Below are 14,774 nucleotides of genomic sequence, written 5' to 3' on the forward strand. Positions count from 1 at the left end.
GGTTCCGCCCAGTCAGCGGCTTCATCTCCGCTGACCAAGCGGAGTGGAGTATGCAAATCCCGCGCCCTCGGGCTACGGATTCGTTGCGCGATACGAGCGATAGCTCGGTGTGTCATTGTTCGGCCTCACCAGCAGCAAAGGTGAGTGAAGGGAACCTGCTGTACGACCAGCAGTAGCCTAGGAAGACATGCGTCACTGGTAACGGTGGGGTGTGAAGCTCTTCTGACAATGTAGCCTCCGGAAGTTTCGGGCACGCATGAGTCGCGAGACACGTGCGTGGAGACTCCCAGCAGCGATGGGGTCAAGGAGCTAGGCTGACCGACATGGTTAACGTAAGTGAACTGCTGATAAACCTCGTAAGTAGTGGAAGTGCCTAAGCTGCTGTCAGGCATGAACCAAAAGGTGTGCGGTCGGATAACCCGTTCAAAGCTCGGGTTACGTCGTCGCTGGACCGCCGGGGGAGAGGCAGAACCTAAATCGGTCGTGTGACATGCCGGGAACGTGGTAAGCCCGTATTGCTGCCAACGCGTGAGTGTTGGCAGGCGAACCGTGAGGAACGCTGTTGGCAGTGCGGGTATGGGAGGACGGAGAAAGCGAACGCCGGGCTGTAATGGTCCGGATAGAGGTTGAGACATCACCTCACGCGAAAGCGGGCAGACTTCCGTCTGGTCTACCGTCGCAAGACGGCTGACTAACCCTCAAGCTGAAACTGTGATTGCTGGTGGCTTCTTAGCCATCAGTGTTGTTCTTTTCCCTTGTGGGAGCAAAACGCTCCCACAAGGGGCGTGTTGCTTTCCGCGAAGGGATTCACTTCTTTGAGCAGGAGAGCAGCATGAGAGTATCTGCCCGTGAGGGTGGGTCTGCGCTCTCCCACGCGCCGGATCACTGGCACGACGTCGATTGGCGTCGCGTGGAACGGAACGTGAGAGGGATGCAGATTCGAATTGCGAAGGCAACGCGGGAAGGTGACGGGCGCAGGGTGAAAGCCCTGCAACGGATGCTGACCCGCACGTTGTCCGCGAAGTTGTACGCGGTACGACGTGTTACGCAAAACCAAGGTGCGCGAACGGCTGGAGTCGATCGCGAACTATGGGACACGCCTGAGAGCCGATGGGAAGCTGTCGGCAAGTTGAAGCGGCGCGGATACAAGCCTCTGCCATTACGGAGAGTCTTTATCCCCAAGGCCAATGGGAAGTTACGCCCTCTGGGCATACCGACCATGCGGGACAGGGCGATGCAAGCCCTGTACTTGCTGGCTCTTGAGCCGGTGTCGGAATCGACGAGCGACCCGAACTCATATGGGTTTCGGATCAACCGCTCGACGGCTGACGCTATGTCGCAGTTGTTTGTCTCTCTGTCTCAGAAGGCTTCGGCCCAATGGGTCCTAGAGGCGGACATCAAAGGTTGCTTCGACTACATCAACCATGACTGGCTGGTGAACCATGTCCCGATGGACAAGGAGATCCTCCGGAAGTGGTTGAAGGCTGGCCTGATTTACAAGGGGCAGCTACAGGCGACTGAGGCCGGTACGCCACAGGGAGGCATCATTTCCCCGACGCTGGCCAACGTGACGCTGAACGGGTTGGAGCGTGAACTGATCGAGCACTTGCGTGCGAGATTCGGGATCGCGAAGGCCAAGAAGTTGAAAGTGAATGCAGTGCGGTACGCAGACGACTTCGTGATCACCGGTGACTCGCAAGAGATACTGGCGAGCGAGGTCAAGCCTTGGGTTGAGGCATTCCTTGCGCAGCGAGGACTGCAACTTTCCGAGGAGAAGACGCGCATCGTGCACATTGACGAAGGCTTCGATTTCCTTGGGTGGAATTTCCGGAAGTACTCGGGAACGCTACTCATCAAGCCGAGCAAGAAGAACGTGCAGACGTTCTATCGCAAGGTTGCGGAAACGATCGGCGGCAACAAGGCGGCAAAGCAGTCGGACTTGATTCGATTGCTGAGTCCGATGCTACGAGGGTGGGCGCAGTATCACCGCCCCGTGGTGGCAAAGCAGGCGTACAGCCGCATGGAGTCTTTGGTCTTTCAGAGGCTCTGGCGGTGGGCGAGGAGGCGGCATCCGAAGAAGAGGGTTGACTGGGTGAGAAAGAAATATTTCCACACGGTTGGAACTCGACACTGGGTATTCGCTGTCCGAGCGGTTCGCGAAGACGGTAGTCAGGGGCTGAATGAGCTGTACCACCTCAGTGGTACGGAAATCAAACGGCACAAGAAGATCAAGGGCGGCTACAACCCCTTTGATCCGGAGTGGGAGCAGTACGGCGAGCTATTGCGGCAGGAGCGAATGGGAGACACCATGCGCTACCGAAAACAATGGGCGAGCCTGTACATGTCGCAGGGCGGGTTGTGCGCGCACTGTGGCAGTGCCCTATCGGACGAGACGGGATGGCATGACCATCATCTGGAATACCGGATGCATGGCGGCACCGATGCTCTGTCCAACCGGGTTTTGCTTCACCCCGACTGTCACCGGCAGGTGCACGCCGGTAAAATTGCGGTAACTAAGCCGGTCCGACCCTAGGTCGGACTTTGATCTACATGTAGGCTCGAGCCGTATGCGGGGAAACTCGCACGTACGGTTCCTAGGGGGCCCCTTCTCCGCAAGGAGAGGGGGCTACCCTACCAATTCACCGAACACCGAACGAACCCATGAACTATCCTCATCCGATCATCGCGCGCGAAGGCTGGCCGTTCATCGCGATTGCAGCCGTCATCGCGTTGTTGATCCACGCCGTCGGGGGCTTCGGCTTCGCGTGGCCGTTCTGGCTGCTGCTCGTCTTCGTCGTCCAGTTCTTCCGCGATCCGCAGCGCCCGATCCCGGCGCAGCCGAATGCGGTGCTGTGCCCGGCCGACGGCCGCATCGTCGCGGTCGAGACCACGCAGGATCCGTACGCGAACCGCGAAGCGCTGAAGATCAGCGTGTTCATGAATGTCTTCAACGTTCACTCGCAGCGTTCGCCGGTCGACGGCGCGATCTCCAAGGTCGAGTACTTCCCGGGCGCGTTCCTGAACGCGGCGATCGACAAGGCGTCGACCGAGAACGAGCGCAATGCGGTCGTGATCCAGACGGCGAGCGGCAAGACCGTCACCGCCGTGCAGATCGCCGGCCTCGTCGCCCGCCGGATCCTCTGCTACGTGCGCGCCGGCGAGCCGCTGTCGCGCGGCCAGCGCTACGGGTTCATCCGCTTCGGTTCGCGCGTCGACGTGTATCTGCCGCTCGGCAGCCGCGCGAAGGTGTCGATCGGCGAGAAGGTCTACGCGTCGTCGACGATCCTCGCCGAGCTCGAACAGTAAGCGGCGGGGCGCACGATGGCCGCATTCAAACCGCGTCGGCCGCGTAACGGCTCCGGCCAGACGCCACGTCCGTTCCGCCGCAACAAGGGAATGGCGCCCGATCCCGCGCCGCTCGAGAGCCGCCGCGCCGCGCGCCAGCGGTTCCTGAAGACGCGTGGCATCTACCTGCTGCCGAACGCATTCACGACCGCCGCGCTGTTCTGCGGCTTCTTTGCGGTCGTGCAGGCGATGAACGTGCGCTTCGAGATCGCCGCGATCGCGATCTTCGTCGCGATGGTGCTCGACGGGATGGACGGGCGCGTCGCGCGCATGACGCATACGCAAAGCGCGTTCGGCGAACAGTTCGACAGCCTGTCGGACATGGTGTCGTTCGGCGTCGCGCCCGCGCTCGTGATGTACGAGTGGGTGCTGAAGGATCTCGGCCGCTGGGGCTGGCTCGCCGCGTTCGTCTATTGCTCGGGCGCCGCGCTGCGTCTCGCGCGCTTCAACACGAACATCGGCAGCGTCGACAAGCGCTTCTTCCAGGGGCTGCCGAGCCCGGCCGCCGCCGCGCTGATCGCCGGCTTCGTCTGGCTCGCGACCGACAACCGCGTGCCGATGAAGCTCGGCTGGCTGCCGTGGGTCGCGTTCGCACTGACGATCTATGCGGGCGTGACGATGGTGTCGAACGCGCCGTTCTACAGCGGCAAGGCGCTCGACGTGCGGCACCGCGTGCCGTTCGCGGCGATCCTGCTGGTCGTCGTCGCGTTCGTGCTCGTGTCGTCCGATCCGCCGCTGATGCTGTTCTGCCTGTTCGTGCTGTACGGGCTGTCCGGCTACGTGTTCTGGGCCTACATGGCCGTGCGCGGACGGGCGAATCCCGCGCGCTCGTCGCAACGCGACCACTGACGCGCAACCTGTCCGGAAACGGCGGCCTCGGAGATGATTCCGGGCCGCCGTTTTCATTTGCCCCTTTTTCGTGCGTCGGAGCCCGGTATCCCGGGTGCCGTCCGATTGCGCACCCGACGGAATGTCGCTATAGTCTTCGGCATGACTGCATTTCCCCGCCTCTCCCTCCTTCTAGCCGGTGCGCCGCTACGCGCGCTAGCTTTGGCGCGCCTGCCGCGCTGACCGTTCTCGCCCTCCGTCAAGCCTCGTCTGTTGTTGAGCGTCGCCAGCGGTGGCGCGATCTCATTACGTTCGATTCCCGTATAAAGAGCCCTGGAGCCCCCCATGACAGACAAGCTGATCATTTTCGATACGACGTTGCGTGACGGTGAACAATCGCCCGGCGCGTCGATGACGAAGGAAGAGAAAATCCGCATCGCGAAGCATCTCGAGCGGATGAAGGTCGACGTGATCGAGGCCGGTTTCGCGGCCAGCTCGAACGGCGACTTCGACGCGATCCACACGATCGCCGGTCTCGTGAAGGACAGCACGATCTGCTCGCTGGCGCGCGCCAACGACAAGGACATCCAGCGTGCGGCCGACGCGCTGAAGCCGGCCAACAGCTCGCGGATCCACACGTTCATCGCGACGTCGCCGCTGCACATGGAAAAGAAGCTGCGCATGACGCCGGACCAGGTGTTCGAGCAGGCGCGCCTCGCGGTGCGCTTCGCGCGCAAGTTCACCGACAACGTCGAATTCTCGCCGGAAGACGGCAGCCGTTCGGATCTCGACTTCCTGTGCCGCGTGCTGGAAGCGGTGATCGCCGAGGGGGCGACGACGATCAACATCGCCGACACGGTCGGCTACGGCGTGCCGGAGCTCTACGGCAACCTCGTGAAGACGCTGCGCGAACGCATTCCGAACTCGGACAAGGCGATCTTCTCCGTGCATTGCCACAACGATCTCGGGATGGCGGTGGCCAACTCGCTCGCCGGCGTGAAGATCGGCGGCGCGCGCCAGGTCGAGTGCACGATCAACGGTCTCGGCGAGCGCGCGGGCAACACGTCGCTCGAGGAAATCGTGATGGCCGTGAAGACCCGCAAGGACTACTTCGGCCTCGACGTCGGCATCGACACGACGCAGATCGTGCCGACCTCGAAGCTCGTGTCGCAGATCACCGGTTTCGTCGTGCAGCCGAACAAGGCGGTGGTCGGCGCCAACGCGTTCGCGCACGCGTCGGGCATCCACCAGGACGGCGTGCTGAAGGCGCGCGACACCTACGAAATCATGCGCGCGGAAGACGTGGGCTGGACCGCGAACAAGATCGTGCTCGGCAAGCTGTCGGGCCGCAACGCGTTCAAGCAGCGCCTGCAGGAGCTCGGCGTGTCGCTCGACAGCGAAGCCGAACTGAACGCCGCGTTCATGCGCTTCAAGGACCTCGCCGACCGCAAGGCCGAGATCTTCGACGAAGACATCATCGCGATCGTCTCGGAAGAATCGGCGCTCGCGCACGAGCAGGAGCACTTCAAGTTCGTGTCGCTGTCGCAGCGTTCGGAGACGGGCGAGCAGCCACAGGCGAAGATCGTGTTCGCGGTCGAAGGCAAGGAAGTGACCGGCGAGGCACGCGGCAACGGGCCGGTCGACGCGACGTTCAATGCGATCGAGGGTGAAGTCGGCAGCGGTTCCGAACTGCTGCTGTACTCGGTGAACGCGATCACGACCGGCACGCAGGCGCAGGGCGAAGTGACGGTCCGGCTGTCGAAGAGCGGGCGGATCGTCAACGGTGTCGGCACCGATCCGGACATCGTCGCCGCGTCCGCGAAGGCGTACATCTCGGCGCTGAACAAGCTGCATTCGAAGGACGACAAGGTCAACCCGCAGCGCGCGTAAGCGCTGCGCGTCGAGCGCCCGAAGCACACGAAACGCCCCGAGCGGCCTCGCGCCGCGCGGGGCGTTTTTCATGCGCCGCTCATTCGGCGGCCGGCGCGCGGAACGACCAGCGGCGCGCGGCCGGGCGGGGCGCCGGGCTGCGGCGGCGGAATTCGACCGCGATCCCGCGCCGCGGCGCATCGGCGATGAACGCGTCGAGCAGTTCGAGCACGTCGTGGTCGATGTAGTCGGCGCGCGTCGCGTCGATGATCACGGCCGCGCGGTCCGGAATGTGCCGCAGGTGATGCTTGACCTGCACCTTGCCGAGGAACGACACGTCCTTGCGGAACGACAGCAGGAAGTGGTCGTCGTGCTGCGCGAGCGTGACGGGGCTCTTCAGGTTCGCCACCGCGACCGCCAGCACGCTGCAGGCGAGGCCGAGCGCGATGCCGAACAGCAGGTCGACCGCCAGCACGCCCGCGATCGTCGCGGCGAACGGCACGAACGCGGCCGGGCCCTGCTTCAGCACCGAGCGGAACAGCGCCGGTTTGGCGAGCTTGAAGCCGGTGTGGATCAGTATCGCCGCGAGGCTCGCGAGCGGGATCAGGTTGATCAGCCCGGTGAGCGCGAACACGCTGGCGAGCAGCAGGATCCCGTGCACGATCGCCGACATCCGGCTTTGGGCACCCGCGTTCACGTTGACCGAACTGCGCACGATCACCGACGTGATCGGCAGCCCGCCGACCGCGCCCGCGACGAGATTGCCGACACCCTGGGCCTTGAGTTCGCGGTCCGGCTGGGTCGGCCGGCGCTTCGGATCGATCTGTTCTACCGCCTCCAGGCTCAGCAGCGTCTCGAGGCTCGCGACGACCGCGAGCGTGATCGCGACGCGCCACACGTCCGGATTGACGAGTTGCGCGAAGTTCGGGCCGAGCTCGGCATGCTTCAGCGATGCCGCGAGCGCCGCGAACGATTCGAGCTCCGGCAGCGTGACGCGATGCGCGGCGCCCGGCGCGACCGACGGTGCAACGACGCCGAGCACCAGCGTCGCGCCGATGCCGAACACGACGACCGCGAGCGGCGCAGGCACCGCGCGTACCCAGCCGAAGCGCTTGAGCGCGGGCGTGTCCCACGCGACCAGCAGCGCGAGCGAGATGAGCGCGATGGCCGTTGCGGCCCAGGCGGTCGGCAGGCCGGGCCACGATGCAAACGATTGCGCGGCCGGCCCGCCGATGCCGAATGCGAACGGAATCTGCTTCACGACCAGCAGCAGGCCGATCGCCGCGAGCATGCCCTTGATGACGGGCGACGGTACGTACGCGGCGAAGCGGCCGGCGCGCAGCATGCCGAAGCCGAACTGCAGCACGCCGGACAGCAGCACCGCGAGCAGGAACGCGGAAAAACTGCCGAGTTGCGCGATCCCTTCGACGACGATCACGACGAGGCCGGCGGCCGGCCCGCTGACCGACAGTGACGAGCCGCTCAACAGCGCGACGATGATCCCGCCGACGATGCCGGACACGAGCCCGGCGAACGGCTCGACGCCGGACGCATTGGCGATGCCGAGACATAACGGCAGCGCGACGAGGAACACGACGATGCCGGCGACGATGTCGCGCGGCAGGGTGGACAGGCGGTCGTTCAGTTTCATGGTTGGGGTGATTTCATTGGCGTAGGGAGGGGCGGATCAGCCGAGAGCGACGGCCATGGCGGCATGCTCCGGTTCGGCTTCGGCCGGCGCTGTCGTGTAGCCGGAATCGAGTTCCTTCAGGCGGCCGTCGGCAAGCGAAAAGATCCAGCCGTGCACGAGCGGCGGCCGCTGCCGGCCATGCACGATCGGCGAAGCGCGCAGCAGCCGCACTTGTTCGAGCACGTTGAGTTCCGCGAGGCGGTCGGCGGCGGCCGTGTCGTCGAGTCCGTCGAGCGTGTCGCGATGGCGCCGTGCAAGCGCGCACAGCGGCGCGATGCGGCGCGCGACGTGCGGCAGGTCGGCCGGCGGCGGCAGCAGCGACGCGCGCACCCCGCCGCATCCGTAGTGGCCGCACACGATCACGTGGTCGACTTCGAGCACGCGCACGGCGTACTCGAGCACGCTCGCGGAATTGTCGTCGTCGGGATGGAACAGGTTCGCGATGTTGCGATGGACGAACAGCTCGCCGGGCACGCAGTGCGTGATGGTTTCGGCTGGCACCCGGCTGTCGGCGCAGCCGATCCACAGCACGCGCGGATTCTGGCCGCGCGCGAGTGCGTCGAAGAAACCGGGCGTGTGCTCGTGCGTCTCGCGGGCCCAGGCGATGTTGGCAACCAGCATGCTCTTGGGGCGATTCATGAGGACTCCTTTCTGATAAGGACAAACAAATACCGGACGAAGTGGAGCAATAGGATGCTTTCTAAATTGAAAGGTTCAATTTCATCCGATATTAGGGGTATGCCCTAACATCCGGTGCCAATGATACAAATTGTTTCAACTCGATCTGGCGAGGTGCACCGAATGCACCAATGCAACGCATGACATGTATCGTACATGCCTGTTTCCTCCTGGCGGCCGCGTGGCGCGGGGCTCACCGCGATGCTTTGGGCGCATATTCGATCGGAAAGGATTGCTGCTTCAATTCGAAATTAATCGAATATGACGGAAAAAATGAAATGGCCATTCACGCAGCAATTCGTGAATGGCCATTGTGAAAATTTCGCGTAAATGCGCAATCGATCCGATCAGAACAGATTGCGGCGGTCGGGATCGTGCAGCGGGTCCGGTGTTTTCTGCGTGGTGCGCAGGATGCCCTGCGGGTCGAAGTAGAAGCTGTACATCATGTACCAGACGTTGTCTTCGAGATAGCGGTAGGTCCATACCTCGCGCTTCATCAGCGGGAAGTAGGACGTCTCGACCGGGCGGCCGAAATTGACGAGCACGTCGGTCTTGGTCCACTTGCCGATATCCGCGCGATAGAACTCGCTCGGCTGCAGCACCTGGCGCACGTTGACGATCCGGTGGGCCGCGTCGACGTCGGCCGCGATGGTGATCTCGCCCATCGGCTGGGTCGGCCACATCAGGCGCTTGCCGCCGCCGGGCAGGTCGTAGATCTCGCGCGGCGGGCCCATGCGCGCGACGATCGCCGACTCGTCCTGGCCGGCCTGGTATTGCTGCCACGGTTGCGCACAGCCGGCGAGCAGCGCCGCCGCACAGGCGACCAGCACCGGCAGGCGCGCGGGAATGCGAATGCGCATGGGATCCTCCAGAACGCTCTAACCGTTCAGTTGTATCACGGACGGCGCGCGCCGGCGCATCGTGCCGAAAAAATCGGTGCGGATCGCCGGCCGGGTGTCGTCGGGCTATCGTTGCGCGCCGGGCTTGCGGCCGGCGCCGTCCGCGTCCTATGATCCGCGCTTCTCGGACGGGTTGAAGGGCAGGGAGCCGATGCAGCTGTGGAAACGGTACGCGCTCGCATGGAGCGCCGGGTGGATGCTGGCGTCGTCCGCGTTCGCGGCAGGCGAGCCGGTGCGGATCGCGCTGATCGAAGGGATGTCGGGCCCGTTCGCGAATGCGGGCGCGGCCGCCGAGCGCAACCTGCGCTTCGGCGTCGAGCGGGTCAACGCAGCGGGCGGCGTGAAGCTGCGTGACGGCGCGCACCCGCTCGAACTCGTCGTGCTCGACAGCAAGGGCAGCCCGGAGGAGGCGTTGGTGCAGTTGCGGGCGGCGGCGGACCGGCACATCGGTTTCGTCGCGCAGGGCAACAGCTCGGCGGTCGCGGCCGCGCTCGTCGCGGCGCTCGACAAGCTGAACGCGCGCAATCCGGACAGCCGGATGCTGTTCCTCAACTATTCGGCCGACGATCCGGCGCTGACCGGTGCGCGCTGCAGCTTCTGGCATTTCCGCTTCGACGCGCACGCGGGGATGCGGATGGCCGCGCTGGCGGACGTGATGGCGCGCGACCGCCCGCTGCGCAAGGTCTACCTGCTGAACCAGGACTACAGCTTCGGCCACGACGTCAGCGCGCTGGCGCGGCAGGCGCTGGCCGAGCGGCGCCCCGACGTGACGATCGCCGGCGACGAATTCCACCCGATCGGCCGCATCAAGGATTTCTCGCCGTACATCGCGAAGATCCGCGCAAGCGGCGCGGACGCCGTCGTGACCGGCAACTGGGGCAACGACCTCACGCTGCTCGTGAAGGCGGCGCGCGAGCAGGGGCTGAACGCGAAGTTCTATACGTTCTATGGCAACAGCCTCGGCGCGCCGGCCGCGCTCGGCGATGCGGGCGTCGGCCGGGTGGTCGCCGTCGCGGACTGGCATCCGAACGCGGGCGGCGCGCAATCGGACGGGTTCTACCGCGCGTACCGGACCCGTTTTCCCGCTGCCCCGGACGACTATCCGGTGCGACGCATGAGCCTGATGATCGAGATGCTCGCGGCGGCGATGAATCGCGCCGGCTCGTCCGACCCCGTCGCAGTGGCGCGCGCGCTCGAAGGGCTGTCGCTCGACGACGGCTTCCACGCGTCGTCGATGCGGGTGCAGGATCACCAGTTGATCCAGCCCCTTTATGTGATGGAAATGGACAAGGCCGGCACGCCGGGCGTGCGCTTCGACAACGAGGGCTCGGGATACGGTTTCCGGACCGTCCTCGCGGTGCCCGCGCAGCGCACGCAGATGCCGTCGACCTGCTCGATGACGCGCCCGTGACAGGAGGCGATGGAACGGCGTGCAGTTGTGCTACAATGCCCGCCGGTTGTAAGTCACGGCACGGCCATTCTTCCGTGTCCGCCTGTTAGTTAGCCAGTAGGAAACAAAGGAAATCTCATGTCTGTTGCAGATATCAAGAAGTCGGAAGTCGTTGCTCAGTTCGCCCGCGGTACCAACGACACGGGTTCGCCCGAAGTCCAGGTCGCACTGCTGACCGCACGTATCGTCGAACTGACGGGTCACTTCAAGACCCACGCGAAGGATCACCACAGCCGCCGCGGCCTGCTGCGCATGGTGAGCCGCCGCCGCAAGCTGCTCGACTACCTCAAGGGCAAGGATGCCGACCGTTACCGCGCGCTGATCGAGAAGCTGGGTCTGCGTAAGTAATCGAGGCGATTGCCGCCAGCAAGATGCCTGTGTCAGTCCGCTGATGCAGGCATTTTGTTTTTGCGCGGTGCGTAGCGTCACGCGCACCGCAGGTCGTCCGGCACGTGGGTGCCGGGCTGCCGGAACGGCTGATACCGGGGTCGGGATTTGTGTCATTCCAGCGCGCCGCTCGTCGAGCGGCGTGCTGGAATGGCATAAAAAACACACCTTGCTCCGGGTGATTCGGTCGGGACGCCGCCGCGCGGGATGGCCCGCACGGCGAATGAAATGAATGAATTCAAAGGAGCAACCATGTCCATGTTCAACAAGGTCGTGAAGGAATTCCAGTGGGGCCAGCACAAGGTGCGCCTCGAAACCGGTGAAGTCGCCCGCCAGGCGAGCGGTGCCGTGATCGTCGACGTGGAAGACACCGTCGTGCTGGCCACCGTCGTCGGCGCGAAGTCGGCGAAGCCGGGTCAGGACTTCTTCCCCCTGACCGTCGACTACCTCGAGAAGACCTACTCGGCCGGCAAGATTCCGGGCGGCTTCTTCCGTCGCGAAGGCCGTCCGTCGGAACACGAGACGCTGACGTCGCGCCTGATCGACCGTCCGCTGCGCCCGCTGTTCCCGGAAGGCTTCTACAACGAAGTCCAGGTCGTGATCCACGTGCTGTCCGTGAACCCGGAAATCCCGGCGGACATCCCCGCGCTGATCGGCGCATCGGCCGCGCTCGCCGTGTCGGGCCTGCCGTTCAACGGTCCGGTCGGTGCCGCGCGCGTCGCGTACATCGACAACGCCTACGTGCTGAACCCGACGCGTGACCAGATCAAGGCATCGAGCCTCGACCTCGTCGTCGCCGGTACGGAGCGTGCGGTGCTGATGGTCGAATCGGAAGCCGACCAGCTGCCGGAAGACGTGATGCTGGGCGCGGTCGTGTTCGGCCACGAGCAGATGCAGACGGCGATCGACGCGATCCACGAACTCGTGCGCGAAGGCGGCAAGCCCGAGTGGGACTGGCAGCCGGCACCGAAGAATGAAGCGCTGAACGCGCGCGTGACGGAACTGGCGCACGGCGACCTGCTCGCCGCTTACCAGCTGCGCGACAAGCAAGCGCGTTCGACGAAGCTGAAGGAAGTCTACGCGGCAACCTCGGCGAAGCTCGAGGAAGACGCGCTGGCGGCCGGCACGGTCGCGGCCGACAAGGCGACCGTCGGCAACATCCTGTTCGACATCGAAGCGAAGATCGTCCGTTCGCAGATCCTGAACGGCGAGCCGCGCATCGACGGTCGCGACACGCGCACCGTGCGTCCGATCGAGATCCGCACCGGCGTGCTGCCGCGCACCCACGGTTCGGCGCTGTTCACGCGTGGCGAAACGCAGGCGCTCGTCGTCGCGACGCTCGGCACGAAGGGTGACGAGCAGATCATCGACGCGCTCGAAGGCGAATACCGCGAGCGCTTCATGCTCCACTACAACATGCCCCCGTTCGCGACCGGCGAAACGGGCCGCGTCGGCTCGCCGAAGCGTCGTGAAATCGGCCACGGCCGTCTCGCGAAGCGCGCGCTGGTCAAGTGCCTGCCGAGCGCCGACGAATTCGGCTACTCGATCCGCGTCGTGTCGGAAATCACCGAATCGAACGGTTCGTCGTCGATGGCGTCGGTGTGCGGCGGCTGCCTCGCGCTGATGGACGCCGGCGTGCCGATGAAGGCGCACGTCGCGGGCATCGCGATGGGCCTGATCCTCGAGGGCAACAAGTTCGCGGTGCTGACCGACATCCTCGGCGACGAAGATCACCTCGGCGACATGGACTTCAAGGTGGCCGGCACGGAGCAAGGCGTGACGGCACTGCAGATGGACATCAAGATCCAGGGCATCACGAAGGAAATCATGCAGGTCGCGCTCGCGCAGGCGAAGGAAGGCCGCATGCACATCCTCGGCAAGATGACCTCGGCGGTCTCGGGTGCGAACACGCAACTGTCGGAATTCGCGCCGCGCATGATCACGATCAAGATCAACCCGGAAAAGATCCGCGACGTGATCGGCAAGGGCGGTTCGGTGATCCGCGCGCTGACCGAAGAAACCGGCACGACCATCGACATCTCCGATGACGGCGTCGTGACGATCGCGAGCACGAACAGCGAAGGCATGGCCGAAGCGAAGAAGCGCATCGAGCAGATCACGGCTGAAATCGAAGTCGGCCAGGTGTACGAAGGCACGGTGCTCAAGCTGCTCGATTTCGGCGCGATCGTGAACCTGCTGCCGGGCAAGGACGGCCTGCTGCACATCTCGGAAATCGTCAACGAGCGCGTGAAGGACATCAACGACTACCTGAAGGAAGGCCAGCAGGTGAAGGTCAAGGTGATCCAGACGGACGAGAAGGGTCGCGTGCGTCTGTCGGCGAAGGCGCTGCTGAACGAAGCAGCGGCGGCGTCGCATTCGGATACGCCGCCGCAGCAGTAAGCGGAAAGGCGTGAGAACGGCCGGCAGTGCGAAAGCGTGCCGGCCGTTTTTTCTGTAGCATCGTTGTGCGGCGCAGCAGCGCCGGCGAGGCGCCCGTGCCGCGCACGGGTGCGCCACCCGATTCCGATCCTGGAGCGACCACCATGCAAGCCATCGAAATCACCGAATTCGGCGCCCCCGACGTGCTGAAGCTCGCGGAGCGTCCGCGCCCCGAACCGAAGCGCGGCGAAGTGCTGATCAAGGTGGCGGCTTCCGGCGTGAACCGGCCCGACGTATTCCAGCGCAAGGGCGCCTATGCGCCGCCGCCGGGGGCATCGGATCTGCCGGGCCTCGAGGTCGCGGGCGAGATCGTCGGCGGCGACCTGTCGGATGCGGCGCTGAACCCGTTCGGCCTGAAGCTGGGCGATCGCGTCTGCGCGCTGCTCGCGGGCGGCGGCTACGCCGAGTACGCGGTCGCGCCGCTGCCGCAATGCCTGCCGGTTCCCGATGGGCTGACCGACATCGAAGCCGCATCGCTGCCTGAAACGTTCTTCACGGTGTGGAGCAACGTGTTCGACCGCGCGCTGCTCGGCGCGGGCGAGGGCGGCGAGCAGGAAACGCTGCTCGTGCAGGGCGGCTCGAGCGGGATCGGCGTGACGGCGATCCAGATCGCGCACGCGCTCGGCTATCGCGTGTTCGCGACGGCCGGGAATGCCGACAAATGCCGGGCATGCGAGGCGCTCGGCGCCGAACGTGCAATCAACTACAAGACCGAGGACTTCGTCGAGGTCGTCAAGTCGCTGACGCACGATCGTGGCGTCGACGTGATCCTCGACATGGTCGCAGGCTCGTACGTGCCGCGCGAACTGTCCGCGCTCGCGGATGGCGGCCGCCTCGTGCTGATCGCGCTGCTCGGCGGGGCGAAGGCCGAGGTCAACCTGAACGAGATCCTGCGCCGCCGGCTGACGGTGACGGGCTCGACACTGCGTCCGCGTCCGGTCGAATTCAAGGCGCGCATCGCCGCACAGCTGAAGGCGCGCGTCTGGCCGCTGCTCGCGGACGGCCGCATCAAGCCTGTGATCTACCGCGTGCTGCCGGCCGGCGAGGCCGCGCAGGCGCATGCGCTGATGGAAAGCGGCGAGCACATCGGCAAGATCGTACTCGATTGGGGTACGACCACCTGACGGCCGTGCGGCCGGACTTGACATGTGCGGTTTGACCGGTTCAAGCCGCGCGCAGTAAAATCGCG

11 protein-coding genes are annotated in these 14,774 nt (G+C 64.9%); 8 read left to right on the forward strand and 3 right to left on the reverse strand.

All coding sequences use genetic code 11. The annotated features are described in order from the left end of the window. Positions 1 to 832 precede the first annotated feature (832 nt). From ltrA to DID99_RS22005, 4 genes are all read left to right on the forward strand, one after another. Entirely contained in the window at positions 833 to 2,533 is a 1,701-nt protein-coding gene (gene ltrA / locus DID99_RS21985; protein WP_124667542.1) for a group II intron reverse transcriptase/maturase, read from the forward strand. A gap of 128 nt (positions 2,534 to 2,661) precedes the next feature. Continuing rightward, positions 2,662 to 3,306, forward strand: coding sequence for a phosphatidylserine decarboxylase (locus DID99_RS21990; protein WP_039370565.1), 645 nt, complete (start codon positions 2,662 to 2,664; stop codon positions 3,304 to 3,306). A gap of 15 nt (positions 3,307 to 3,321) precedes the next feature. Further along, positions 3,322 to 4,194 carry a CDP-diacylglycerol--serine O-phosphatidyltransferase gene (gene pssA, locus DID99_RS21995; protein WP_044844672.1) on the forward strand — a complete coding sequence of 291 codons (873 nt, stop codon included), beginning with the start codon at positions 3,322 to 3,324 and terminating at the stop codon, positions 4,192 to 4,194. Between the two features lie 324 nt (positions 4,195 to 4,518). After that, positions 4,519 to 6,063 carry a 2-isopropylmalate synthase gene (locus tag DID99_RS22005; protein WP_044844671.1) on the forward strand — a complete coding sequence of 515 codons (1,545 nt, stop codon included), beginning with the start codon at positions 4,519 to 4,521 and terminating at the stop codon, positions 6,061 to 6,063. Between the two features lie 79 nt (positions 6,064 to 6,142). Here the strand turns inward: DID99_RS22005 and DID99_RS22010 are convergent, their stop codons facing one another. The 3 genes from DID99_RS22010 to DID99_RS22020 all read right to left on the reverse strand — a co-directional run bounded on the left by DID99_RS22010 (position 6,143) and on the right by DID99_RS22020 (position 9,270). Continuing rightward, positions 6,143 to 7,693 (reverse strand): SulP family inorganic anion transporter, encoded by a 1,551-nt coding sequence (locus DID99_RS22010; RefSeq protein WP_124522484.1) that lies wholly within the window; start codon positions 7,691 to 7,693, stop codon positions 6,143 to 6,145. A 36-nt stretch (positions 7,694 to 7,729) separates the two neighbouring features. After that, positions 7,730 to 8,371 (reverse strand): carbonic anhydrase, encoded by a 642-nt coding sequence (locus tag DID99_RS22015; protein ID WP_044844669.1) that lies wholly within the window; start codon positions 8,369 to 8,371, stop codon positions 7,730 to 7,732. A gap of 386 nt (positions 8,372 to 8,757) precedes the next feature. Further along, on the reverse strand, positions 8,758 to 9,270 hold the full coding sequence (locus DID99_RS22020; RefSeq protein ID WP_124487226.1) for a hypothetical protein: 513 nt from the start codon (positions 9,268 to 9,270) through the stop codon (positions 8,758 to 8,760). Between the two features lie 190 nt (positions 9,271 to 9,460). Here DID99_RS22020 and DID99_RS22025 point away from each other — a divergent pair, with 190 nt between their 5' ends. The 4 genes from DID99_RS22025 to DID99_RS22045 all read left to right on the forward strand — a co-directional run bounded on the left by DID99_RS22025 (position 9,461) and on the right by DID99_RS22045 (position 14,709). Next, the gene (locus DID99_RS22025; RefSeq protein WP_124667548.1) at positions 9,461 to 10,720 is read left to right on the forward strand and encodes a branched-chain amino acid ABC transporter substrate-binding protein; all 1,260 of its coding nucleotides are present in this window, start codon (positions 9,461 to 9,463) and stop codon (positions 10,718 to 10,720) included. Positions 10,721 to 10,837: 117 nt separating this feature from the next. Beyond that, positions 10,838 to 11,107: a 30S ribosomal protein S15 gene (gene rpsO / locus DID99_RS22030; RefSeq protein WP_006398792.1), complete on the forward strand. Its 270-nt coding sequence runs from the start codon at positions 10,838 to 10,840 to the stop codon at positions 11,105 to 11,107. A gap of 291 nt (positions 11,108 to 11,398) precedes the next feature. After that, positions 11,399 to 13,546, forward strand: a complete 2,148-nt coding sequence (gene pnp, locus DID99_RS22040) for a polyribonucleotide nucleotidyltransferase (protein ID WP_124571639.1) — start codon at positions 11,399 to 11,401, stop codon at positions 13,544 to 13,546. Positions 13,547 to 13,689: 143 nt separating this feature from the next. Beyond that, positions 13,690 to 14,709: an NAD(P)H-quinone oxidoreductase gene (locus DID99_RS22045; protein ID WP_044844666.1), complete on the forward strand. Its 1,020-nt coding sequence runs from the start codon at positions 13,690 to 13,692 to the stop codon at positions 14,707 to 14,709. Positions 14,710 to 14,774: the final 65 nt, after the last annotated feature.

The organism is Burkholderia sp. Bp8986 (genome assembly GCF_003854225.1).
In the GTDB taxonomy this organism is placed as follows: Bacteria; Pseudomonadota; Gammaproteobacteria; order Burkholderiales; family Burkholderiaceae; genus Burkholderia.